We start from the raw sequence: 23,357 nt of genomic DNA on the forward strand, positions 1-23,357 counted from the left end.
GCTCCCTTGAGAAACATGTGCTTCCCATCGTGACAGGGGTGTCTGGAGGCCTCCTGCGCCAGGAGGGCGCAGGAGGCCGGAAGCCAAGCGCTCCGGGCACAGGAGGTGCCCGGAGCGCGTCCCCTGTCACGATGGGAAGCACATGTTTCTCAAGGGAGCCGACTACAAATCTCGATGAGCACCCCGCCCGTGTCCTTGGGGTGCAGGAAGACCACCTGCTTGCCGTGGGCGCCGGGCAGGGGTTCCTCGTTGAGCAGGCGCAGGCCGGCCGCGCGGCAGGCGGCCAGGGCCGCGTCCATGTCCTGCGCCGCGAACGCGACGTGGTGCAGGCCGGGCCCCTTCTTCTCCAGGAAACGGCCGACGTTGCTGTCGGGGTCGAGCGGCTGCAGCAGCTCGACGCAGCCGGGGCCGCCGTCGCGGTCCAGCTTCAGCAGGGCGACCTTCAGCTTCTCGCGGGGCACCTCCTCCACGGCGACCAGTTCGAGGCCCAGCAGGCCGGCGTAGAGCCGGATCCCCGCCTCGAGGTCCGTGACGGCGATGCCGAGGTGGTCGACGCGGCCGGCCATGCCGGCGGGCGGGGCGAATTCGCGCTGTTCCATGCCTGCCTCCCTGGCGGGTGTCCGGCACCAAGATAGCCACCGGCACCGGTCTGTAAACCGGGATTCCGGCTCGACGGCGGGACCGTGAAACGCTATCGTTGTTTCACACCCGTTCCGGGAGGGACCATGAAGGATCCGCGCCACGCCAGGCTCGCCGAGCAGCTCGTCCGCTACAGCGTCCGGGTCCAGCCCGGGGAGGTCGTCTACGTCGAGCTGAAGGGGATCGAGACCCTCGACCTCGGGCGCGAGATCATCCGCGCCGCCACCGAGGCGGGCGGCGTCCCGTTCTGGTACTACAACGACGAGGACGTCTCGCGGCCCTTCGTGAGCCGCGCCTCGCAGGCGCAGTTCGAGCGCTGGGCGGCCTTCCACAAGCGCATCATGCAGGACGCCGACTGCTACATCGCGGTCCGCGGCAGCAGCAACCCCTTCGACCACAAGGACGTGGACCGCGACCGGGCCCGCTGGTACGCGCAGGCCTACTGGGACGAGGTGCACTCGGTCCGCGTGAACGAGAAGAAGTGGGTCGTGCTGCGCTACCCCAACCCGAGCATGGCCATCGCGGCCGAGCAGCCGACCGAGGCCTTCGAGGACTTCTACTTCCGCGTCTGCGGCCTGGACTACGCCCGCATGTCGGCCGCCATGGACCCGCTGCACGACCTGCTGTGCCGCACCGACCGCGTGGAGATCCGCGGCCCGGGCACCGACCTGCGCTTCAGCATCAAGGGGATCGGGGCGGTCAAGTGCGACGGCCACCGCAACGTGCCCGACGGCGAGGTCTACTCCTGCCCGGTGCGCGACTCGGTCGAAGGCACGATCGCCTACAACACCGCGACCATGCGCAGCGGCACGCTGTTCCGCAACGTGCGCTTCGTCTGCCGCGCCGGGAAGATCGTCGAGGCGGCGTGCGACGGCGACGTCGCGAAGCTCAACGAGATCCTGGACACCGACGAGGGCGCCCGCCACTTCGGCGAGTTCGCCCTGGGCGTCAACCCCCACATCACGGCGCCCCTGCTCGACACGCTGTTCGACGAGAAGATCGGCGGCTCGTTCCACCTGACGCCCGGCCAGGCCTACCCGGCCACCGACAACGGCAACCGCAGCGCCGTGCACTGGGACCTCGTCTGCATCCAGACGCCGCAGTGGGGGGGCGGGGAGATCCTCTTCGACGGCGTCACGGTGCGCCGCGACGGGCGCTTCGTCCTGCCGGAGCTGGCGGGGCTGAATCCGGAGAACCTGGTCGCGGCGGGCGCCTAGCCGCTCACTTCCGGTTCGATCACCAGCAGCACGTCGCCGGCGTTGACCGACTGGCCGACGCGCACCGCCACCTCGGCGACGGTGCCGGCCACGGGCGCCGCGATCTCGTTCTGCATCTTCATGGCTTCCAGCACCAGCAGCGGCTCGCCCGGGGCGACCCGTCGGCCGACCTCCGCCTGCAGCGCCACGACCAGGCCGGGGATCTCGGCGCGGACCGTGCCGCTGCCGGCGACCTCGGCCACCGCGGCCAGCGCCAGCGCGTGCAGCTCGTCCATCACCGTCAGCTCGAGGTAGCGCCCGTTGACGGTGGCCTCCAGCGCGCCGTGCCCGTCGCGCCCGCCGCGCGGCGAGATGTCGATCAGGTGCATGCGGCCGTCGACGCGCAGGCTCAACGCGCGCCCGTTCTGGACGAAGCAGGCGTCGACCTCGCGCAGCTCGCCGTCGTCGATCTGCACCGCGAGGCGGCCGTCGGCGTCGCGCGCGACCACGGCGGTGAACTGCTCGCCGCCGTGCCTCAGGACGTAGCGCTTCTTCATCCACACGGCCGCACCCCTAGCGATGGTTGGTCATGGCCCGCAGCGCGCTGCGGCGCCAGTTGCCGGCGTCCGCGTCCGCGTCGGCGCCGCCCGCCGCCGGGCCCGCCAGCTCGCGCCGCCGCGCCTCGTACAGCGCGGCCGCGGTCAGCAGCGCGGTGCGGTCGTCCTGCGGCAGCGGGTCCTGGAACTCGGCGGGGTCGAAGCGCTCGTCGATGAAGTTCGTGGTGTAGGTGCCGTCCAGGAACTTCGGCCGCTCCAGCGCCCACAGGTGGAACGGGATGTTGTGGCCGGGCCCGTGCAGCGTGAACTCCTGCAGGGCGCGCCGGCCGCGGGCGATCGCCTGGGCGCGGTCCTCGCCCCAGACCACCAGCTTCGCCAGCAGCGGGTCGTAGTGGACGGGCACGTCGAACCCCTCGTAGATCCCGCTGTCGACGCGCACGCCGGGCCCCGTGGGGGTCACGTGCGAGCTGATGCGCCCGATGGCGGGCATGAAGTTGCGGGCCGGGTCCTCGGCGTAGATGCGGAACTCGATCGCCCAGCCGCGCTGGCGCAGGTCCTCCTGGCGGTAGGGGAGGCCCTGGCCGCGGGCGATGCGGATCTGGGCGCGCACCAGGTCGGTGCCGGTCACCATCTCGGTGACCGGGTGCTCCACCTGCAGGCGGGTGTTCATCTCCAGGAAGAAGAACTCCCGCTGCGGCGACAGGATGAACTCCACGGTGCCCGCCCCGAGGTAGTCGACCGCGGCCGCCGTGCGCACCGCCGCCTCGCAGATGCGCTCGCGCAGCTCCGGGGTCAGGCTCGGCGAGGGCGACTCCTCGATGACCTTCTGGTGGCGGCGCTGCACCGAGCACTCGCGCTCGAAGAGGTGGACGGCGCCGCCGCGGCCGTCGCCCAGCACCTGCACCTCGATGTGCTTGGGCTCCTCCACGTAGCGTTCCAGGAAGACGGCGTCGTCGCCGAAGGCGCTGCCGGCCTCGCCCATGGTGCGGCGCAGGGCGGCCGCGAGGTCCGCCTCCTCTCGCACCACGCGCATGCCCTTGCCGCCGCCGCCGGCCGCCGCCTTCAGCAGTACCGGGTAGCCGATCGCGCGGGCGGCCGCGGCCGCGGCCGCGGGGTCGCGCAGCGCGGTCTCGGTGCCGGGGATCACCGGCACGCCGCTGTCGATCATCCGCCGGCGGGCCGCCAGCTTGTTGCCCATCAGCTCGATCGTCTCGGGCCGCGGCCCGATGAAGATCAGCCCCGCCTCGCCGCAGGCCCGGGCGAAGGCGGCGTTCTCGGACAGGAACCCGTAGCCGGGATGGACGGCGTCGGCGCCGCAGGCCAGCGCGGTCTCGATCAGCTTGTCGCCCCGCAGGTAGCTCGCGGACGCGGGCGCCGGGCCGATGGGGTAGGACTCGTCGGCGGTCATCACGTGCAGGGCCGTGCGGTCGGCGTCGGAGTGGACGGCCACCGCGCGGATCCCCATCTCGCGCAGGCCCTGGATGACCCGCACGGCGATCTCGCCGCGGTTGGCCACCAGGACCTTGGTGATCGTCGTGCGGCCCACGGCGCCTCCTACAGCGGGATGTTCCCGTGCTTCTTGGGGGGGAGCAGCTGCTTCTTGTTGCGCAGGGTGTGCAGCGCCGCGATCAGCTGCGGGCGCGTGTCCCGCGGCTCGATCACGTCGTCGAGGTAGCCCAGCCCCGCCGCGATGTAGGGGTTCGCGAAGCGCCGCTCGTACTCCTCGACCAGCTCCCGCCGCAGCGCGTCGGGGTCCTCGCTGCGGGCCAGCCGCTCGCGGTGCAGGACGTTGACCGCGCCCTCGGGGCCCATCACGGCCAGCTCGGCGGCCGGCCAGGCCACGTTCCAGTCGGCGCGGATGTGCTTGCTGCTCATCACGTCGTAGGCGCCGCCGTAGGCCTTGCGCGTGATGACGGTGAGCTTGGGCACCGTGGCCTCGCAGTAGGCGTACAGCAGCTTGGCGCCGTGCTTGATGATGCCGCCGAACTCCTGGTCGGTGCCGGGCAGGAAGCCGGGCACGTCTTCGAAGGTCACCAGGGGCACGTTGAAGCAGTCGCAGGTGCGGATGAAGCGGGCGGCCTTCAGCGAGGCGTCGATGTCCAGGACGCCGGCCTGGACCTTCGGCTGGTTGGCGACCACGCCGACCGGCAGGCCGTCCAGGCGCGCGAAGCCGCAGATGATGTTCGCCGCGTAGCGCGGCTGGATCTCCAGGAAATCGCCGTCGTCGACCACCAGCCCGATCACCTCGTGCATGTCGTAGGGCTTGCGCGGGTCGTCCGGCACCAGCGCGTCGAGGCGCTCCTCGCGGCGGCCGGGCAGGTCGGCGGGCGCGCGGCGCGGCGGCTCCTCGAGGTTGTTCTGGGGCAGGAAGCCCAGCAGCCGGCGCGTCATCAGCAGGCAGTCCTGGTCGCTGGCGGCCATCAGGTGGGCCACGCCGCTGCGCGAGGTGTGGGTGGCGGCGCCGCCCAGCTCCTCGCTGGTCACGTCCTCGTTGGTCACCATCTTGATGACGTTGGGCCCGGTGACGAACATGTAGCTGGTCTTGTCCACCATCAGGGTGAAGTCGGTGATCGCCGGCGAGTAGACCGCGCCGCCGGCGCAGGGGCCCATGATGGCCGAGATCTGCGGCACCACGCCCGAGGCCATGGTGTTGCGCCAGAAGATCTCCGCGTAGCCGGCCAGCGACTTGACGCCCTCCTGGATCCGCGCCCCGCCGGAGTCGTTCAGGCCGATCACCGGGCAGCCGTTCTCCAGCGCCTGGTCCATCAGCCGGCAGACCTTCAGCGCGTTGGACTCGCTCATCGAGCCGCCGAAGACGGTGAAGTCCTGCGCGAACACGTAGACCTGGCGGCCGTCGATGCGTCCCGAGCCGGTGATCATGCCGTCGCCGACCGGCAGCTGGTCGGCCAGCGAGGGCTCGCGGTGGGTGACGAAGACCCCGGTCTCCAGGAACGACCCCTCGTCCAGCAGCAGGTGGACGCGCTCGCGCGCGGTCAGCCGGCCCTTGGCGTGGATGCGGTCGATCTTGTCCTGGCCGCCGCCGAGCTGCGCCTGCGCGCGGAGCTCCCGCAGCTGCCTCAACCGGTCGGCGGAACTCTCGGGCATGGCGCGTCCCCCGCTGGAGTTGGCATTCTGGACCGACGCGGCAGCGTACAGCAGGACCGCCATTGCGGTCAACCTGCGAAACCCTGAAGATGGTCGCCGGCGCCCCCCGCGAACCCGGCGTTGGGGAGCCGGGCCCCGTCTGCTATCATCCGCCCACGACCCGCCGGCGGACGGCCGGCGCAACCCGGGAGACGATGATGTCCTACGAGACCCTACTGCTCGAGATCGACGACGCCGGCGTGGCCGTCGTGACGGTGAACCGGCCCGAGAAGATGAACGCGCTGAACGCGCAGGTGATCGAGGAGCTGCGGGCCTGCTTCGGCGAGCTGCGGCGGGACGACCGGGTGCGCGTCGTGATCCTGACCGGCGCGGGTCCGAAGGCCTTCGTCGCCGGCGCCGACATCGGTGAGCTGGCGGCCGCCACGGGGCCGGAGCTGGAGCGCCTGTCCGAGCGCGGCCAGTCCCTGATGTGGAGCCTCGAGCACCTCGGCAAGCCCGTGATCGCGGCGGTCAACGGCTTCGCCTTGGGCGGCGGCTGCGAGCTCGCCCTGTGCTGCACCTTCCGCTACGCGGCCAGCAACGCCAAGCTCGGGCTGCCCGAGATCACGCTCGGCCTGATCCCCGGCTACGGCGGCACGCAGCGCCTGCCGCGCCTGGTGGGGCGGGGGCAGGCCATGGAGATGATCCTCTCGGGCGGGATGATCGACGCCGAGGAGGCCGTGCGCATCGGCCTGGTCAACCGCGTTGTGCCGGGCGACGACCTGATGAAGGCGGCCCGCGCCGCCGCCGCGTCGATCGCGGGGCGCTCGGCCGCGACCGTCCGCTACGCCCTGAAGGCGGTGGGCGAGGGGGCCAACATGGGCCTGGACGAGGGCTGCCGGCTCGAGTCGGCGCTCTTCGGGGTCGTCGGGTCCCTCGACGACGCGCGCGAGGGCTGCCGGGCCTTCCTGGAGAAGCGCAAGCCCACCTTCAAGGACCGCTGAACGGCGAGGGACCGGGTCTGCGGACCCGGTCCCTCGAACCTCCACCTGGACCTCCGCCCGGACCTCCGCCCGGACCCCCGCGCCCCCCTGCCAAGCGGCAAACAATTCTTCCGCATCCCCGGCCCGTTGACTATGTTACGGGCGTCCGGCACCCCTGTCCCTTCGAGGAGGCGAAGATGAACGACTCCGTCCAGGCGACAGCTCCCTTCATCGAGATCGACGCCGAACTGTGCAAGGGCTGCAAGCTCTGCATCGGCGTCTGCCCCAAGGGCGTCATCGACATCAGCGAGAAGCTGAACGGCTCCAGCTACCATCCGGCTTACTACCTGGGACGGGACTGCACCGGTTGCGCCCTGTGCTTCTACGCGTGCCCCGAACCGGCGGCGATCAAGGTCGTCAAGCCCTGACCCCCACCCTCGGGAGGCAGACGATGTCCAGGAAGTTCATGAAGGGGAACGACGCGATCGTCGTCGGCGCCCTGCAGGCCGGGTGCCGGGCCTACTACGGCTACCCGATCACCCCCGCCAGCGAGATCGCGCACGCGGCTTCCCTGCACTTTCCGGCCCTGGGCGGCACCTTCATCCAGGCCGAGAGCGAAGTCGCCGCCATCAACATGGTCTACGGCACCGCGGGCATGGGCATCCGCACCATGACCGCCTCGTCGAGCCCCGGCTTCTCGCTGAAGCAGGAGGGCCTGAGCTACATCGCCGGCGCCGAACTGCCGTGCGTCGTGGTCAACGTCTCACGTGGCGGGCCCGGTCTGGGCAACATCGCCCCGGAGCAGGCCGACTACTTCCAGGTCACCAAGGGCGGCGGCCACGGCAACTACCGCCTGATCGCCCTGGCGCCCAACTGCGCCCAGGAGATGTGCGACCTGACGGTCCTGGCCTTCGACCTCGCCGACACCTACCGCAACCCGGTCTGCATCCTGGCCGACGGCTTCACCGGCCAGATGATGGAGCCGGTGAACGTGCCCCTGGCCCGGCCGGTGCCCTTCGACCACACGTCCTGGTGCGTGCGCGGCGACGCGGCCACCCACCGCAACCTCATCAGCTCGATCTACCTCGAGTCCGCGGATCTGGAGCGCCACAACCTCAAGCTCGACGAGAAGTACCGGCGGATCGCGCGGGACGAAGTGCGCTTCGAGGAGTACCAGGTCGAGGACGCCGACCTGATCGTCGTCGCCTTCGGCATCGTCTCGCGCATCGTCTACTCCACCGTGGACCAGGCCCGCGCGCAGGGCTTGAAGGTCGGCCTGCTGCGGCCGATCACGCTGTGGCCGTTCCCCAGCGACCGGATCGCCGAGCTCTCGCGGCGCGACGTGCGTTTCCTGTCGGCGGAGCTGAGCACCGGCCAGATGGTCGAGGACGTGCGGCTGGCCGTCGAGGGCCGCGCGCCGGTCCACTTCTACGGCCGCTGCGGCGGCATGGTGCCGGGTTCCGAGGAACTCCTGGCCGAGTACGGCAAGATCCTGGAAGGAGGCCGGTCGTGAAGATCACCGAGAAGCCCGTCGCCTTCTATCCCGAGTTCGTCCGCAAGAGCGGCCCGCACAAGGAGACCACCCACTACTGCCCCGGCTGCGGGCACGGCAACATCCACAAGATGATCGCCGAGGCCATGGTCGACCTGGGCATCAACGAGCGCACGGTGTTCATCTCCCCGGTGGGCTGCTCGGTGTTCGGCTACTACTACTTCGACTGCGGGCACATGCAGGCCGCCCACGGCCGCGCGCCGGCGGTGGCCACCGGCATCAAGCGGGCCAACCCCGAGGCGATCGTCATCTCCTACCAGGGCGACGGCGACCTGGCGGCCATCGGCACCGCCGAGACCCTGCACGCCGCCAACCGCGGCGAGAACATCACCGTCTTCTTCGTCAACAACGCGATCTACGGCATGACCGGCGGCCAGATGGCGCCGACCACGATGATCGGTCAGAAGACGGCCACCACGCCCCGCGGCCGCATCGAGACCGTGCACGGCAACCCGATCCGCATGGCCGAGATCATCGCCACGCTGCCGGCGGCGACCTACGTCGAACGCGTGGCGATCGGCGACTCGAAGCACATCATGAAGGCCCGCAAGGCCATCCGCAAAGCCCTGACCAACCAGGTCGAGAACCGCGGCTACAGCTTCGTGGAGATCCTGTCGACCTGCCCCACCGGCTGGAAGATGGACGGCCCCGACGCCCGCGACTGGCTCGTCGAGGAGATGACCAAGGTCTTCCCGCTGGGCGTCTTCAAGGACGAGTCCGACCACCGCGAGGGGGCCTGGCACCGCCACGTGGAGACCTTCGAGCCCGCGAAGCGCGATGCCTACCTCGGCGCCGGCGAGGCCGAGGCCAAGGCGGAGAAGCTGCCCCTGCCCGCCGAGCTGCACTGCAAGTTCGCCGGCTTCGGCGGCCAGGGCGTCCTGACCCTGGGCCTGTTCCTGGCCCAGGTCGGCATGCGCGCGGGCCTGCACGCCAGCTGGATCCCGTCCTACGGGCCCGAGATGCGCGGCGGCACCGCCAACTGCTCGGTCAACCTGTCCGAGCGGCGCATCGGCAGCCCGCTGGTCGACCGGCCCAACCTGCTGGTCGTGATGAACCAGCCCTCGCTCGAGGCCTTCACCGGCGAGGTCGTCGAGGGCGGCACCATCATCGTGGACACCTCCGTCGTGGAGAACTGCCCCGAGCTGCCCGGCCGCCGCGTGGTGCGGATCCCGGCCACCGGGATCGCCGACGAGGTCGGCACGCCGAAGGTGGCCAACGTGGTGCTGCTCGGCGCGATCTGCGCCGCGACCGGCGCCTTCCCGTTGGCCTTCGTCGAGCAGTCCCTGCGGGAGACCGTGAAGAAGAAGGACCTGGTCGACCTGAACCTGGCCGCGCTGCGCCGCGGCTACGAGCACGTGCGCGACGCGGTCTGACCGGCGCCACGGGCGGATCTCCGACGCCGCCCCCGGCCCCGCGGGGGCGGCGTCGTCGCGAAAGGCGGAGCGATGATCATCGGCGTGCCCCGGGAACTGGCCCCGGACGAGAAGCGCGTCGGCCTGGCGCCGGCGGCGGTCCTGACCCTGGCGCGCCAGGGCCACGACGTGCTGGTGGAGCGCAACGCCGGCGTCGGCAGCGGCTTCAGCGACGAGGACTACCGCAAGGTCGGCGCCCGCATCGCCGGCGACACCGAAGAGGTGTACCGGCGCGCCGGCCTGCTGGTGAAGGTGCAGGCGCCCACGGCGGCCGAGGCGGCCTGGCTGACCGAGGGCCAGACCCTCCTGGGCTTCCTGATGCTCCCCGCCTGCGAACCGGCCCTGCTCGGCGCGCTGCGCCGCGGCGGCTGCAGCGCGGTCGACACCGCGGCCATCTCGCGCGACGACGGTTCGGCGCCCGTGCTGGCCAGCATGTCGCGCATCGCCGGGCGCATCGTGCCGCAGCTCGCCGCCCGCTACCTGCAGTCCGACCACGGGGGGAGCGGGATCCTGCTGGGCGGCCTGGCCGGGGTGCCGCCGGCGGAGGCGGTCGTGCTCGGCGGCGGCATCGCGGGGCGCAACGCCGCGCGCGCGCTGCTGGGCTGCGGGGCCCGCGTGACCCTGCTCGACGTCGACCTGGACCTGCTGCACGACCTGCACTGGCGCTTCGAGGGCCGGGTCACCACCTACCCCGCCAACGAGTACACGCTGGCCAAGGTGCTGCGCTTCGCCGACGTGGTCGTCGGCGCCGTGCGCTCGCCCGGCGGCCGCGCCCCGGTGCTGGTCGACCGCCAGCTCGAGGACCGGGTCCGCGACGGCAGCGTCGTGATCGACCTGGCCATCGACCAGGGCGGCTGCTTCGCCGCGAGCCGGCCCACGCGCCTGAGCGACCCCGTCTACGTCGTGGACGGCGTGACCCACTTCTGCGCCCCCAACACGCCCAGCCTCGTGGCGCGCACCGCGACCTACGCCCTCGGCAACGCGCTGCTGGGCACCGTGGCGCTCATCGCCGCCGGCGGCCTGGAGGCGGCCATGACCGCGGACCCCGCGCTGGCGCGGGGCGTCGGCCTGATCGGCGGCCGGGTCGTCGACCCGCGCGTGGCCGAGGCGCACGGGCTGCCCGTCGAGGGCCGCCGGACCGGAGGGGCATCGTGAGCTGGATGGAACTGTACCGGCAACGGCGGACCGACGCCGCCGCCGCCGTGGCTGCGATCGCCTCGGGGCAGCGCGTCTACCTGGGCGCCGGCTGCGCCGTGCCGCACTCGCTGGTCGCGGCGCTGGTGGCCCGCGCGGGCGAACTGCGCGACGTCGAGATCCTGCACATCCTGACGGCGGGGGAGGCCAGCTACGCGCAGCCAGGCATGCAGGAGAGCTTCCGCTGCACGGCCATGTTCGTGGGGCCCAACGTGCGCGAGGCCGTCAACTGCGGCCGCGCCGGCTACATCCCCGTGCACCTGCACGAGGTGCCCGACCTGCTGCGGGGCAGCCACCGGCCCGACGTCGCCCTGGTGCAGGTCTCGCCGCCCGACGAGCACGGCTTCTGCAGCTTCGGCATCGAGGTGGGCATCACCAAGCCCGCCGCCCTGGCCGCCGGCCGCATCGTGGCCGAGGTGAACCGCCAGATGCCGCGCACCCTCGGCGACAGCTTCATCCACGTCTCGAAGCTCGAGCTCTGCGTCGAGGTGGACCGGCCGCTCGACGTGTTCGCGACGATCCCGATGGACGCCGTGCAGGAGAGCATCGGCAGCCACGTGGCGGGGCTGGTCGAGGACGGCGACTGCCTGCAGATGGGCATCGGCGGCCTGTCGGCGGCGGTGCTGCACTGCCTGCGGGGCAAGCGGGACCTGGGCGTCCATTCCGAGATGTTCTCCGACGGGCTGCTCGACCTCATCGACGGCGGCATCGTCACCGGCGAGCGCAAGACCTTCCACCCCGGCAAGGTCGTCGCGGGCTTCGTGCTCGGCACCCGCCGCCTGTACGACCACGTCCACGACAACGCGCTGATCGAGCTGCACCCGACCGACTACGTCAACAACCCCTTCAACATCGCGCGCAACGACCGCATGGTCGCCATCAACTCCGCCCTGCAGATCGACCTCACCGGCCAGGTCTGCGCCGACTCGCGCGGCACGCAGATCTACTCCGGCTTCGGCGGCCAGGTCGACTTCATGCGCGGCGCCGCCATGAGCCGCGGCGGCAAGCCCATCACGGCCCTGCCGGCGACCGCCCGCGGCGGCACCGTGTCGCGCATCGTCCCGGTGCTGAGCGAGGGGGCGGGCGTGGTCACCACGCGGGCCGACGTCCACCACGTGGTGACCGAGCACGGGGTCGCCCACCTGCACGGCCGCGATCTGGCCGAGCGGGCGCGGGCCCTGATCGCCATCGCCGCGCCGGAGTTCCGGGAGGGGCTGGAGCGGTCCGCGCGCGAGTGCGGGATCTTTTCGCGCATCTTCTCTTCGTAACGCTAGCACTGACCGCGATATCGTCCTTGTCCATGCCGTGATGCGACTCGGATCCACACATCCTGTGGTGACAGGGGGCGCTCGTCGGGCACTTCGTGTGCCCGACTCGCTTGGCCTTCCGGCCCTTCCGCCATCCTGGCTTCAGGGCCTGCAGGACACCCCTGTCACCACAGGATGTGTGGACCCGAGTCGAACAGCGGCCTGGGAGGCGACACATCGTCCCCGATACTTGACATTATGTCCATTCGGTGACAAACTGTCCAGCCACCCGCACCGCCCCCGGCCCGGAGGAATGCCGTGATCGATCCCGCAGCGCACGCGCCCGGTTCGCCGGAGCTGGCCACCATCCTGGTCGTGGACGACGAGCCCGAGCTCTGCCAGGCGCTCGGCCGCCTGCTGGGGCGCAACGGCTACCGCACGCTGACCGCCGGCAACGGGGAGGAGGCGCTGGAGATCCTGCGCCAGGAGCCGGTGCCGCTGGTGCTGACCGACCTGATGATGCCCCGGCTCAACGGGGTCGACCTGCTCAAGGCGGTCAAGATCATCGCGCCGGCCACCGAGGTCGTCATCGTCACCGGGCACGGCACCATCGAGACCGCGGTCGAGGCCATGAAGATGGGCGCCTACGACTTCATCGAGAAGCCGTTCTCGGCCTCGCTCACCCTGAACGTCGTCCGCAAGGCGTTGGAGAAGCAGCAGCTCATCGCCGAGAACCGCGAGCTGCGGCGCATGCTCACCGAGGGGTCCGGCAGCGGCGACATCGTGGGGCAGAGCGAGGTCATGCGGCGGGTCCTGGAGACCGTGCGCCAGGTGGCGCCGAGCAAGGCCACGGTCCTGCTCACCGGCGAGAGCGGCACCGGCAAGGAGATCGTCGCGAGCGCCCTGCACCGCTGGAGCGACCGCGCCGGGCGTCCCCTGATCAAGGTCAGCTGCGCGGCCATCCCCGAGACCCTGCTCGAGTCGGAGCTCTTCGGCTACGAGAAGGGGGCCTTCACCGGCGCCACCGGCCGGCGGCGGGGCCGCTTCGAGGCGGCGCACGGCGGCACCCTGTTCCTGGACGAGGTCGGGGAGCTGCCGATGTCCGTCCAGATCAAGCTGCTGCGCGTGCTGCAGGACGCGACCTTCGAGCGCCTCGGCAGCAACGACCCGATCGAGGTGGACGTGCGCCTGGTCGCCGCGACCAACGCCGACCTCGAGGGTCTGGTCGCGCGCGGCATGTTCCGCGAGGACCTCTACTACCGCCTGAACGTCATCAACATCGAGCTGCCCCCGCTGCGCGCCCGGACCGGGGACGTGGTCCTGCTCGCGGGGTTCTTCCTGAAGATCGCGTGCGAGAAGAACGGCAAGAAGGTGGACGGGTTCACCCGGGCGGCCCTGGACTCCCTGCAGCGCTACGCCTGGCCGGGCAACGTCCGCGAACTGGAGAACTGCGTCGAGCGGGCGGTGGTGCTGACCAAGGACGGCCTGATCGACGTGGACGTGCTGCCCCAGGCCGTCCGCGCCGGCAAGCGGGTCACCGAGACGGTGAGCTTCCCGGTCGGCACCTCGTTGCACGACGCGGAGATGGAGCTGATCCGGGCGACCCTGGCCACCACCGGCGGCGACAAGGAGACGGCGGCCAGGATCCTGGGCATCGCCTCGCGCACGATCTACCGGAAGATCAAGTAGGGCGCGGGGCCGTGTCGCCGGGATGCCTTGACCCCCTCCCGGGGCCGGGCTATATTGGCCCCGATCCTGCAATAGCTTCCAATTCCCGGTTCGACGGCTCTGCGGGCGGCGATCCGGCTGCGGCTTGTCGTACCTGGTTCTGGCGAGAGTGGCGGAACTGGCAGACGCGCAGGATTTAGGTTCCTGTGGGAAACCGTGGGGGTTCGAGTCCCCCCTCTCGCACCAGTTGCGCGCGGCCGCGCTCGCGGCGGCCCCGCACCATGACCGTAAGGACGACCGACATGACCACCGACACCGCCCCGAGCCCGTTCACCCTCTCGGTCCAGTCCCCCGAGAGCTGGAAACGCGTCATCGGCGTGGAGATCGACCGGGCCTGGTTCGACGGCGAGTACGCCCGCAACCTGGGTGTCGCCCGTCGCGGCCACGCCCGCCCCGGCTTCCGCAAGGGCAAGGTGCCCCTGGCCATGGTCGAGAAGGACCTCGGCGGCGAGGTGCGCATGGAGACCGTCGAGCAGGTGCTGCCGCAGGCCTACCGGGCCGCGGTCCTGGAGCACAAGCTGGTGCCGGTCAACGACCCCGAGCTCACCGACCTCAAGCTCGAAGAGCAGGGCCCGGTCCACCTGGAGCTGAGCGTCGAGGTGCGGCCCGACGTCGTCGCCCGCGACTACCTGGACCTGCCCCTGGCCAGGACCGCGGCCGAGCTGGCCGACGGCGCCGTGGACGAGGCCCTCGCGGGCCTGCGCGAGGGGCGCGCCGTCTGGGAGCGCGCCGAGCGGGCCGCCGCCGCCGGCGACCGCCTGAAGGCCGACATCGTCCCGCAGGCGCAGGACGGGGAGCCGGACCCCGCCGGCCCGGTCCGCGACTACATGTTCGAGCTGGGCGCCGAGGGCAACTTCGCGGAGTTCGACGCCGCGCTGACCGGTGCCGTGGCCGGGGACGAGCGCCGCGTGACGGTGACCTACCCCGCGGACTACGGCAACGAGCGCGTGCGCGGGCGGACGGTCGGCTACCTGGTGACGGTCAAGGAAGTCCAGGCCCGCAACCTGCCCGAGCTCGACGACGCCTTCGCCGCCGCGATGAAGGAGGGCCAGACCCTGCTCGAGCTGCGCCTCTCCCTGCGCGACGAGCTGCTGGCCGAGGAGACGCGGCGGGTCGAGCAGCTGGAGCGCGAGCGGATCGTCGACCTGCTGCTCGAGCGCAACCCGGTCGAGCCGCCGCCGAGCCTGGTCGAGGAGTACCTCGCCGCCGGCGTGAACGAGATGAAGCAGCGCAGCGCGTACCTCGGGCGCCCGGTCACCGAGCAGGACGAGCAGCGCTACCGCGAGTCCGGCCGCGTCTGGGCGGAGCGCTCGCTGAAGGCGATGCTGGTCCTGGAGGCGGTCCGCCGCCAGGAGGAGATCGCGGTGACGCCGGCGGAGGTGGAGGCGCGGATCGCCGCCGTCGCCGCCGAGAACGGCTTCCCCGCCGAGGACTACCTCGCCTACGTGAAGCAGCACCACGAGGACGAGCGGATCGCGCAGGACCTCGCGGAGCAGAAGGCGTTCGACTTCCTGCGCGCGCGGGCCGCGTATCACCAGGACTGAACCGGCCGCCGCGGCCGGCGTGGACGGAACCCATACGGAGGCAACGAGATGCTGATCCCCTACGTCGTCGAACAGACCAGCCAGGGCGAGCGCTCGTACGACATCTACTCGCGCTTGCTCAAGGACCGGATCATCTTCCTGGGCACGGCGATCGACGACAACGTCGCCAACGTGATCATCGCCCAGTTGCTGTTCCTGCAGGCGGAGGATCCCGAGCGCGACATCTTCCTGTACGTCAACAGCCCCGGCGGCAGCATCTCCGCCGGTTTGGCGATCTACGACACGATGCAGTACATTTCCAACGATGTGGCCACGATCTGCATGGGGCAGGCCGCCAGCATGGGCGCCGTGCTGCTGGCCGCCGGCGCCGCAGGCAAGCGCTCCGCGCTGGTCAACTCGCGCATGATGATCCACCAGCCCCTGGGCGGCAGCCAGGGCCAGGCCAGCATGATCGAGATCTACGCGAAGGAGATCCTCTACATGAAGGACCTCCTGTACGGCCTGATGTCGAAGCACACCGGGCAGACCGTCGAGCGGATCACCCGCGACAGCGACCGCGACTTCTTCATGTCGGCCGGCGAGGCCCGCGCCTACGGCCTGGTCGACAAGGTGATCGAGAAGCGCGCCGAGATCGTCAAGGACTGAGGACCGACGGCCGCGTGACCCGCGCGCAGGAGGCACCATGAAGCGTCGACAGACCGGTTCGCCGCAGATGATCAAGTGCTCGTTCTGCGCCCGCGGCCAGGACGAGGTGGCGAAGCTCGTCGCCGGCCCGGCCAACGTCTACATCTGCAGCGAGTGCATCAAGCTCTGCAACGACATCCTCGAGGGCGAGCTGCTCGACGACGCGCCGGAGACGGCGCAGACGCACGCCAAGCCCCACGACATCAAGGCGCACCTCGACGAGTACGTCATCCGCCAGGACGACGCCAAGATCAGCCTCGCCGTGGCGGTCTACAACCACTACAAGCGCATCAACCAGCGCCGCATCGGCGACGACGTCGAGGTCGACAAGAGCAACATCCTGCTGATCGGCAACACGGGCACCGGCAAGACGCTGCTGGCGCAGACGCTGGCCCGCTTCCTCAACGTGCCCTTCGCCATTGCCGACGCCACCACGCTGACCGAGGCCGGCTACGTGGGCGAGGACGTGGAGAACATCCTGGTGCGGCTGCTGCAGGCGGCGGACTACAACGCCCAGGCCGCCGAGCAGGGCATCATCTACATCGACGAGATCGACAAGATCACGCGCAAGAGCAGCAACCCGTCGATCACCCGCGACGTCTCCGGCGAGGGCGTCCAGCAGGCGCTGCTGAAGATCCTCGAAGGCACCGTGGCCAACGTGCCGCCGCAGGGCGGCCGCAAGCACCCGCAGCAGAAGTACATCGAGATCAACACGCGCAACATCCTGTTCGTCTGCGGCGGCGCCTTCCAGGGCCTCTCCGACATCGTCAAGCGGCGCATCGGCCAGAACGTGCTCGGCTTCGAGCGCGCCGAGACCCGCGGCCGCAAGATCACCGACGACGAGACCCTGGCCAAGGTCGAGCCCGAGGATCTCGTCAAGTACGGCCTCATCCCCGAGCTGGTCGGCCGCCTGCCGGTGGTGACCTCCCTGCAGGATCTCGACCGCGAGGCGATGATCCGCATCCTGCGCGAACCGCGCAACGCCCTGGTCAAGCAGTACCAGAAGCTGCTGTCCATGGAGGACGTGGAGCTGGTGGTCACCGACGACGCCATCGAGGCCATCGCCGACCGCGCCATCACCCGCAAGACCGGCGCCCGCGGCCTGCGCTCCATCATGGAGGCGGTCATGCGCGACGTCATGTACAACGTCCCGACCATGGACAACGTCCGCCAGGTGGTGATTTCGCGCGAGGTCGTCGAGGGGGCGGCCGAGGCCGAGATCCTGGGCCACGACGCGGACGCCGACGCCAAGGGCGCCTGACCGACCACCGAGCCGACCCGAGGGGCGGCGACGACGGCCGCGCGCCGCCGGCGCCCCCCGCCGCGTCCCGCACCCGCCGCCAGGAGAGACATGAAGCGACGCGAAGTCGAACCCGCCGCCACGCCGCCCGTCCTGCCGGAGCGCCTGCCGCTGCTGCCCCTGCGCGACGTCGTGGTGTTCCCCTACATGATCACGCCGCTGCTGGTGGGCCGGCCGCGCTCGGTCGCGGCCCTGGAAGCCGCCATGATGCGCGACAAGTACATCTGCGTGGCGGCCCAGCACGAGCCCGAGGTCGAGGACCCCGTCCAGGACGACCTCTACGCCGTGGGCACGGTCATCAAGATCCTGCAGATCATCCGCACGCCCGACGACACGCTCAAGATCCTGGTCGAGGGCGAGGCCCGCGTGCGCATCACCGGCTTCAGCGACGGCGAGGAGTTCGGCGAGGTGACGGTCGAGGTGATCCCCGAGAGCCGCGACGACGGACCGGAGGTCGAGGCCCTCAGCCGCTCCATCAAGGAGCGCTTCAAGGAGTACGTGCGGCTGAACAAGCGCCTGCCCGACGAGGTGCTGCTGTCGGTGCTGAACATGGGGGAGATCGCCCGCATGACCGACTCCATCAGCGCCTACATCGTGGGCAAGGTGCCCCTGAAGCAGGAGCTGCTGGAGGAGCCGGGCCTGGTCGACCGCATGCGCCGCGTCAACCAGATCCTGGCCGACGAGCTGGAGATCCTGCAGATCGAGCAGCGCATCGACACCGAGGTGCAGAGCCAGGTCCAGAAGAACCAGCGCGAGTTCTACCTGAACGAGCAGCTGCGGGCCATCCGCAAGGAGCTCGGCTACGGCGCCGACGAGGACAGCGAGGTCGAGGAGTACGTCGAACGCCTCGAGGCGGGCGACCTGCCCCCGGAGGTGCGCGAGACGGCCGAGCGCGAGATCGGACGGCTGGCGAAGATGCCCGGGATGTCGCCCGAGGCCGCCGTGGTGCGCAACTACCTCGACACCCTGCTGGAGCTGCCCTGGAAGAAGCGCTCCCGCGACCGCCTCGACACCCGCCTGGTGCGCAAGCAGCTGGACGCCGACCACTACGGCCTGGAGAAGGTCAAGGACCGCATCATCGAGTACCTGGCCGTGCTCAAGCTGACCAAGAAGCTGCACGGCTCGATCCTCTGCCTGGTGGGCCCGCCGGGCGTCGGCAAGACGAGCCTGGGGCGCAGCATCGCCGAGGCCATGAACCGCCGCTTCGTGCGCATCTCCCTGGGCGGCGTGCGCGACGAGGCCGAGATCCGCGGGCACCGGCGCACCTACATCGGCAGCAAGCCCGGCCGCATCATCGAGTCGCTGCGCAAGGCCGGCACCAAGAACCCGGTCTTCCTGCTGGACGAGATCGACAAGATGGGCGCCGACTTCCGCGGCGACCCCTCGTCGGCCCTGCTCGAGGTGCTCGACCCCGAGCAGAACACGCACTTCAGCGACCACTTCCTGGAGGTGGACTTCGACCTCTCGGAGGTCATGTTCATCACGACCGCCAACTCGCTCCACTCCATCCCGGCGGCGCTCGAGGACCGCATGGAGATCATCCGCCTGCCCGGCTACCTCGACCACGAGAAGCTGGCCATCGCGCGCGACTTCCTGGTGCCGCGGCAGATGCAGCGCAACGGCGTCAAGAGCTGGAAGGGCGGCTTCAGCCCGCGGGCGCTGTCGGTGATCATCGACGGTTACACCCGCGAGGCCGGCGTGCGCCAGCTCGAGCGCGAGATCGCCTCGATCTGCCGCAAATCGGCCAAGTTCAAGGCGGAGCGGGGGCGCTTCCCGGCCCGGGTGACGCCCACCTCGCTGCAGAAGACGCTCGGCACGCCCCGCTACCGCCGGCAGGTCGTGGAGGGCGAGCCCGAGATCGGCGTGGTCACGGGCCTGGCCTGGACCGTCGTCGGCGGCGAGATCCTGCCGATCGAGGCGGCCCACATGACCGGCGCCGGCAAGCTGAAGCTCACCGGCAACCTCAAGGAGGTCATGAAGGAGTCGGCCGAGACGGCGCTCAGCTTCGCCCGCACCCGCTGCGGCAAGCTGCCGGCGACCTTCATGCAGAAGAACGACCTGCACATCCACGTGCCCGAGGGCGCGGTGCCCAAGGACGGCCCCAGCGCCGGCATCGCCATGGCCACGGCCATCGTCTCGCTGCTGCGCGAGATCCCCGTGCGCAAGGACGTGGCGATGACCGGGGAGATCACCCTGCGCGGCAAGGTGCTGGCGATCGGGGGCCTGCCCGAGAAGGCCGTCGCGGCGATGCGCGCCGGCTGCCGGGTCCTGATCATCCCCAAGGACAACGAGAAGGAGTACCTCGAGCTGCCCCAGACGATCCGGCGCCAGCTCCAGGTGCACCTGGTCGAGACCATGGACGAGGTCCTGGACCTGGCCCTGGTCGGCGGGCGGCAGGGGGAGTCCTGCCGCGAAGCGCGCAAGACGGCCGCGGGCAAGACCGCGCCCGGCGCCTCTCACTGACCCGCAACCGGGGGGCGCGACGTGCGCGTGGAATTCGTCACCAGCGCCCCCAACCTGGCCCTGCGCCCCGAGCGCGTCCTGCCGGAATTCGCCTTCGTCGGGCGCAGCAACTGCGGGAAATCCTCCCTGATCAACCACGTCCTGGCCCGCAAGGCCATGGCCAAGATCAGCGGCAAACCCGGAAAAACCCGTTTATTGAACTATTTCCTGGTCGAAGACACCTACTACCTGGTGGACCTGCCGGGCTACGGTTTCGCCCGGGTCGGCAAGGACCTCCGGGAGGAATGGCTGCGCCTGATGCGGGCCTACCTGTTCGCCGGGGACCGGCCCCTGGCCGTCCTGCAGCTGCTGGACGTCCGGCACCGCCCCACCGAGGAGGACCGGCGCATGACGGCCTGGTTGCGCGAGGCGGGGGTGCCGTTCGCGATCGCGGTGACCAAGATCGACAAGCTGGGCAAGACCAAGCTGCCGGAGAGGTTCCGCGAGATCGCGGCGACCCTGGAACTCGACCCCGCGACCCCGTTCCTCCCGACCTCGGCGGCCGGGGGGCTGGGGCGGGACGAGATCCTGGCCTGGTTCGAGTCCGTCCTGGCCGACGGGGGTGAGCCGGCGGACGTGGGTGAGCCGGCGGACGAGGGTGAGCCGGTGGACGGGGGAACCGCCGGCCGGCCGGCGCGTTGACAGGCTGAACGGTCGGGTGCTATCATTAGGACCAGAGGGGAGGCTCATGGAGCGCAGGCTACCGATCGGCTCCATCGTTGTCGCGCTGGTGATCCTGAACGTCGCGGCCGCTTCGGCGACCGAGACGCTGATGGATCGGCTTCCGCTCAACGCGCGCTTCTCCTGCCTGAACTGCCACACCGTGGCGGCGCCCACGAGCGCCACCGCGGCCCTGAACCCCTTCGGCGCGGCGTTCCGCGACGGCGGCTCCGTGTGGGACAACGCGCTGGCCGTCCAGGACTCCGACGGCGACGGCTGCACCAACGGCGCCGAGGTGGGCGACATCGACGGCAACGGGCAGATCGACGGCGGCGTGACTGAGGAATCCAGCAATCCCGGCGACGAGGACTGCTCGGCCAGCATCCTCGACGAGAAGACCTGGGGCCAGCTGAAGGCCATGTTCAACGGCCGCTAGGCCGGGGACGACCTAGGCCACAACGACGGTCTCGAACCTCGAGGCCCGTTTTTTTTTGCGGGTCCGGCACGCATCGCCGGCCCGGGCGAGGACGGACGACTTGGACGTGCGAGCGGCGGGCAACCGCGTGATCATCGGCGGCCAGTGGGGCGACGAGGGCAAGGGCAAGATCGTCGACGCCCTGGGACGCGGCGTCGACTGGGTCCTGCGCTACCAGGGCGGTGCCAACGCCGGCCACACCATCGTCAGGGGGGGCGAGAAGATCGTCCTGCACCTGGTCCCCTCCGGACTGCTCAGCGAGGGCGTTCGCGGCTACCTGGGCAACGGCATGGTGGTGGACCCCTGGGCCCTGCGCGACGAGATCATCGAGCTGGAGGAGCGCGGCGTGAAGGTGCGCGGGCGCCTGTTCATCTCCGCGGCGGCCCACCTGCTCATGCCCTACCACCGCCGCATCGACGAGTGCCTGGAGAGCCGGCGCAAGCGCCGCAGCATCGGCACCACGGGTCGCGGCATCGGGCCGGCCTACGTGGACAAGGCGACGCGTCAGGGCCTGCGCATGGGGGACCTGCTGCTGCCGAAGGAGAACCTCGAGCGGCGGGCGATCGAGAAGATCCTTGAGGCCAACGAGGCGCTGGCGGCGCTGTACGAGGCCGAACCCCTGTCGGCCGCCAACATCGCCCAGGAGCTGGTGGTGCTGGCGCGCAGCTTCGCCCCGATGATCGTCGACGGGCACGAGGCGCTGGCCGGCGTGCGGCTCGGCCGCGAGACCGCGCTGTTCGAGGGCGCCCAGGGCGCCCTGCTGGACCTGGACCACGGCACCTACCCCTTCGTGACCTCGAGCAACCCTTCGATCGGGGGCGCGCTCACGGGCACCGGCCTGCCGCCGCGCTGCCTCGGCGAGATCCTCGGCGTCTACAAGGCCTACTGCACCCGCGTGGGCAACGGCCCCTTCCCCAGCGAGCTGCTGGCCGAGGAGGGGGACGCGCTGCGCCTGCTGGGGGGGGAGTTCGGCGCCACCACCGGGCGCGCCCGGCGCTGCGGCTGGTTCGACCTGCCGGCCGGCCGCTTCACCGCGGAGTTCAACGGCATGACCGGCGTGATCATCACCAAGCTCGACGTCCTGGACACCCTGCCTGAGATCAAGGTCGCAACGGGCTACGCCGTCGACGGCGGCACGATGGACCGCTTCCCGGCGCAGGGCGACCTGCTGGCGCGCTGCAAGCCCGTCTACCGCGCGTTCCCCGGCTGGGCGCAGCCCCTCGGGGCGTGCCGCGCGCTGGCGGACCTGCCCGCCGCCGCCCGCGGCTACCTGGAGTTCCTGGAGCGCGAGCTGGCGACGCCCGTGGTGGGGATCTCTGTCGGCCGCGAGCGCGAGGAGATGATCTGGACGCCCGGCGGCGTGAACGTCTGACCGCGGCCGTGCGCTTTGACACCCCAGACGGGTTCCGCTATCTTCCGGGCAGGACGGTCCCCGGGCCGTCCTCCCGTCTCCCGACGGGCCGCTAGCTCATCTGGCAGAGCACCTGACTTTTAATCAGGTGGTACCTGGTTCGAGTCCAGGGCGGCCTACCAACCCGCGCGTCCGCGCCGAAAGAACAGGGGCCCCGCCGTCGGCGGGGCCCCTGCTGTTCACGTCCCGGACGACCGGCCTACTTCTGGGCGTAGGTCTTGGTCCAGAGGGCGTCGAAGTCGGCGATGGTCTTCTCGAAGAGATCGAGCATCGTCAGGATCGGCGCCGAGGTCTCGAGGTCCACGCCCGCGTTCTTCAGCAGCGTCAGCGGGGGGGCGCTGGAGCCGCCCTTGAGCATGCCGTCGATGTAGCGCGTGGCGGCGGGCTCGCCCTTGGCCATGATCTGCTGGGCCAGGGAGATGCCGCTGGTCAGGCCGGTCGCGTAGGAGAAGACGTAGAAGTTGTAGTTGAAGTGGGGGATGAAGGCCCACTCCACCTCGTCGTTCGGGCCCATCTCGTAGTTGGGGCCGTAGTACTTCTGGATCAGCTCCTTGTACAGGCCGTTGAGGTAGTCGGCGGTCAGCGTCTCGTCGCCCTCGGCGTACTCGTGGTAGCGCAGCTCGAACTCGGCGAAGAGGGTCTGGCGGAAGATGGTCAGGCGGATCTTCTCGAGCCGCTCGTTCAGCAGCATCAAGATGCGCTCGGGGTCCTTCTCCTGCTTCAGCATGTAGCTCAGCAGCACTTCCTCGTTGCAGGTCGAGGCGACCTCGGCCAGGAAGGTCGTGTAGTCGGAGTACACGGGTGGCTGGTACTTGCTGGAATAGTAGGAGTGCAGCGCGTGGCCGTACTCGTGGGCCGTCGTGAACACCGCGTCGAGCGTGTTGTCGAAGTTGTGCAGCACGAAGGGGTGGATGTCGCGGGCGACGATGCCGGTGCTGTAGGCGCCGGTGCGCTTGGCCTGGTTCGGGAAGATGTCGATCCAGCCGTTGGCGGGGTCGGTGCCCTTGGCCAGCAGGCCGACGTACTCCTTGCCCATGGGGGCGAGCCCCTTCAGGATCAGGTCGCGTCCCTGCTCGTAGGTGTAGCTGACCTCGACGTCCTCGAGCATGGGGTTGTAGAGGTTCGGGAAGGTGAGCGGCCCCTCGATGCCCATGACCTTGCGGCGCAGGTCCACGTACCGGTGCATGGT

The 23,357-nt window shown here is 70.6% G+C and carries 19 protein-coding genes, 2 tRNA genes and 1 pseudogene; 17 read left to right on the forward strand and 5 right to left on the reverse strand.

What is annotated here, in order from left to right:
• Positions 1–149: 149 nt before the first annotated feature.
• On the reverse strand, positions 150–599 hold the full coding sequence (gene mce / locus Q7W29_04735; protein MDO9171123.1) for a methylmalonyl-CoA epimerase: 450 nt from the start codon (positions 597–599) through the stop codon (positions 150–152).
• Positions 600–725: 126 nt separating this feature from the next.
• Here mce and Q7W29_04740 point away from each other — a divergent pair, with 126 nt between their 5' ends.
• Positions 726–1,856 (forward strand): aminopeptidase, encoded by a 1,131-nt coding sequence (locus Q7W29_04740; protein MDO9171124.1) that lies wholly within the window; start codon positions 726–728, stop codon positions 1,854–1,856.
• On the opposite strand, the gene Q7W29_04745 is transcribed toward Q7W29_04740, so the two are convergent.
• From Q7W29_04745 to Q7W29_04755, 3 genes are read right to left on the reverse strand one after another with little or no spacing between them, the layout of a single operon-like run.
• On the reverse strand, positions 1,853–2,392 hold the full coding sequence (locus Q7W29_04745; protein MDO9171125.1) for a biotin/lipoyl-containing protein: 540 nt from the start codon (positions 2,390–2,392) through the stop codon (positions 1,853–1,855). The genes Q7W29_04740 and Q7W29_04745 overlap by 4 nt on opposite strands.
• Before the next feature lie 16 nt (positions 2,393–2,408).
• Positions 2,409–3,938 (reverse strand): acetyl-CoA carboxylase biotin carboxylase subunit, encoded by a 1,530-nt coding sequence (locus Q7W29_04750; protein ID MDO9171126.1) that lies wholly within the window; start codon positions 3,936–3,938, stop codon positions 2,409–2,411.
• An 8-nt stretch (positions 3,939–3,946) separates the two neighbouring features.
• On the reverse strand, positions 3,947–5,497 hold the full coding sequence (locus Q7W29_04755) for an acyl-CoA carboxylase subunit beta (GenBank protein ID MDO9171127.1): 1,551 nt from the start codon (positions 5,495–5,497) through the stop codon (positions 3,947–3,949).
• Between the two features lie 197 nt (positions 5,498–5,694).
• Between Q7W29_04755 and Q7W29_04760 the strand changes: the two genes are divergently transcribed.
• From Q7W29_04760 to Q7W29_04835, 16 genes and pseudogenes are all read left to right on the forward strand, one after another.
• Complete coding sequence (locus tag Q7W29_04760; GenBank protein MDO9171128.1) at positions 5,695–6,480, forward strand: enoyl-CoA hydratase-related protein; 786 nt, start codon at positions 5,695–5,697, stop codon at positions 6,478–6,480.
• Between the two features lie 176 nt (positions 6,481–6,656).
• Positions 6,657–6,887, forward strand: a complete 231-nt coding sequence (locus Q7W29_04765; protein MDO9171129.1) for a ferredoxin family protein — start codon at positions 6,657–6,659, stop codon at positions 6,885–6,887.
• A 23-nt stretch (positions 6,888–6,910) separates the two neighbouring features.
• Positions 6,911–7,972: a 3-methyl-2-oxobutanoate dehydrogenase subunit VorB gene (locus Q7W29_04770; GenBank protein MDO9171130.1), complete on the forward strand. Its 1,062-nt coding sequence runs from the start codon at positions 6,911–6,913 to the stop codon at positions 7,970–7,972.
• Positions 7,969–9,384: a 2-oxoacid:acceptor oxidoreductase family protein gene (locus tag Q7W29_04775; protein MDO9171131.1), complete on the forward strand. Its 1,416-nt coding sequence runs from the start codon at positions 7,969–7,971 to the stop codon at positions 9,382–9,384. The genes Q7W29_04770 and Q7W29_04775 overlap by 4 nt, the downstream gene beginning before the upstream one ends.
• Positions 9,385–9,456: 72 nt before the next feature.
• A complete protein-coding gene (locus Q7W29_04780) occupies positions 9,457–10,578 on the forward strand; it encodes an alanine dehydrogenase (GenBank protein MDO9171132.1) in 1,122 nt (373 codons plus the stop codon).
• 5 nt (positions 10,579–10,583) lie between these two features.
• Positions 10,584–11,885, forward strand: coding sequence for an acetyl-CoA hydrolase/transferase C-terminal domain-containing protein (locus Q7W29_04785; protein ID MDO9171133.1), 1,302 nt, complete (start codon positions 10,584–10,586; stop codon positions 11,883–11,885).
• Between the two features lie 297 nt (positions 11,886–12,182).
• On the forward strand, positions 12,183–13,553 hold the full coding sequence (locus tag Q7W29_04790; GenBank protein MDO9171134.1) for a sigma-54 dependent transcriptional regulator: 1,371 nt from the start codon (positions 12,183–12,185) through the stop codon (positions 13,551–13,553).
• A 142-nt stretch (positions 13,554–13,695) separates the two neighbouring features.
• A tRNA-Leu gene (locus tag Q7W29_04795) sits at positions 13,696–13,778 on the forward strand.
• Between the two features lie 56 nt (positions 13,779–13,834).
• On the forward strand, positions 13,835–15,136 hold the full coding sequence (tig, locus tag Q7W29_04800) for a trigger factor (protein ID MDO9171135.1): 1,302 nt from the start codon (positions 13,835–13,837) through the stop codon (positions 15,134–15,136).
• 48 nt (positions 15,137–15,184) lie between these two features.
• Entirely contained in the window at positions 15,185–15,781 is a 597-nt protein-coding gene (clpP, locus tag Q7W29_04805; protein MDO9171136.1) for an ATP-dependent Clp endopeptidase proteolytic subunit ClpP, read from the forward strand.
• A gap of 67 nt (positions 15,782–15,848) precedes the next feature.
• Positions 15,849–17,036: pseudogene (gene clpX / locus Q7W29_04810) on the forward strand (ATP-dependent Clp protease ATP-binding subunit ClpX).
• Positions 17,037–17,171: 135 nt separating this feature from the next.
• Positions 17,172–19,583, forward strand: coding sequence for an endopeptidase La (lon, locus tag Q7W29_04815; protein ID MDO9171137.1), 2,412 nt, complete (start codon positions 17,172–17,174; stop codon positions 19,581–19,583).
• Positions 19,584–19,604: 21 nt separating this feature from the next.
• Positions 19,605–20,264 carry a ribosome biogenesis GTP-binding protein YihA/YsxC gene (gene yihA, locus Q7W29_04820; protein ID MDO9171138.1) on the forward strand — a complete coding sequence of 220 codons (660 nt, stop codon included), beginning with the start codon at positions 19,605–19,607 and terminating at the stop codon, positions 20,262–20,264.
• Positions 20,265–20,310: 46 nt separating this feature from the next.
• Complete coding sequence (locus Q7W29_04825) at positions 20,311–20,718, forward strand: hypothetical protein (protein MDO9171139.1); 408 nt, start codon at positions 20,311–20,313, stop codon at positions 20,716–20,718.
• 106 nt (positions 20,719–20,824) lie between these two features.
• On the forward strand, positions 20,825–22,129 hold the full coding sequence (locus Q7W29_04830) for an adenylosuccinate synthase (GenBank protein ID MDO9171140.1): 1,305 nt from the start codon (positions 20,825–20,827) through the stop codon (positions 22,127–22,129).
• Positions 22,130–22,214: 85 nt separating this feature from the next.
• A tRNA-Lys gene (locus Q7W29_04835) sits at positions 22,215–22,290 on the forward strand.
• Between the two features lie 77 nt (positions 22,291–22,367).
• Here Q7W29_04835 and Q7W29_04840 read toward each other — a convergent pair.
• The coding region (locus Q7W29_04840) for a M3 family metallopeptidase (GenBank protein MDO9171141.1) at positions 22,368–23,357 on the reverse strand (990 nt) is incomplete at its 5' end.

It is taken from the genome of bacterium (genome assembly GCA_030654305.1).
Classification (GTDB): domain Bacteria; phylum Krumholzibacteriota; class Krumholzibacteriia; order LZORAL124-64-63; family LZORAL124-64-63; genus PNOJ01.

Coding starts and splice junctions, on each gene's coding strand:
- Q7W29_04760 (MDO9171128.1), top strand. CDS start 5,695: ATGTCCTACGAGACCCTACTGCTCGAGATCGACGACGCCGGCGTGGCC.
- lon (MDO9171137.1), top strand. CDS start 17,172: ATGAAGCGACGCGAAGTCGAACCCGCCGCCACGCCGCCCGTCCTGCCG.
- Q7W29_04825 (MDO9171139.1), top strand. CDS start 20,311: ATGGAGCGCAGGCTACCGATCGGCTCCATCGTTGTCGCGCTGGTGATC.
- clpP (MDO9171136.1), top strand. CDS start 15,185: ATGCTGATCCCCTACGTCGTCGAACAGACCAGCCAGGGCGAGCGCTCG.
- Q7W29_04745 (MDO9171125.1), bottom strand. CDS start 2,392: ATGAAGAAGCGCTACGTCCTGAGGCACGGCGGCGAGCAGTTCACCGCC.
- tig (MDO9171135.1), top strand. CDS start 13,835: ATGACCACCGACACCGCCCCGAGCCCGTTCACCCTCTCGGTCCAGTCC.
- Q7W29_04770 (MDO9171130.1), top strand. CDS start 6,911: ATGTCCAGGAAGTTCATGAAGGGGAACGACGCGATCGTCGTCGGCGCC.
- Q7W29_04765 (MDO9171129.1), top strand. CDS start 6,657: ATGAACGACTCCGTCCAGGCGACAGCTCCCTTCATCGAGATCGACGCC.
- Q7W29_04780 (MDO9171132.1), top strand. CDS start 9,457: ATGATCATCGGCGTGCCCCGGGAACTGGCCCCGGACGAGAAGCGCGTC.
- Q7W29_04785 (MDO9171133.1), top strand. CDS start 10,584: ATGGAACTGTACCGGCAACGGCGGACCGACGCCGCCGCCGCCGTGGCT.
- mce (MDO9171123.1), bottom strand. CDS start 599: ATGGAACAGCGCGAATTCGCCCCGCCCGCCGGCATGGCCGGCCGCGTC.
- Q7W29_04755 (MDO9171127.1), bottom strand. CDS start 5,497: ATGCCCGAGAGTTCCGCCGACCGGTTGAGGCAGCTGCGGGAGCTCCGC.
- Q7W29_04740 (MDO9171124.1), top strand. CDS start 726: ATGAAGGATCCGCGCCACGCCAGGCTCGCCGAGCAGCTCGTCCGCTAC.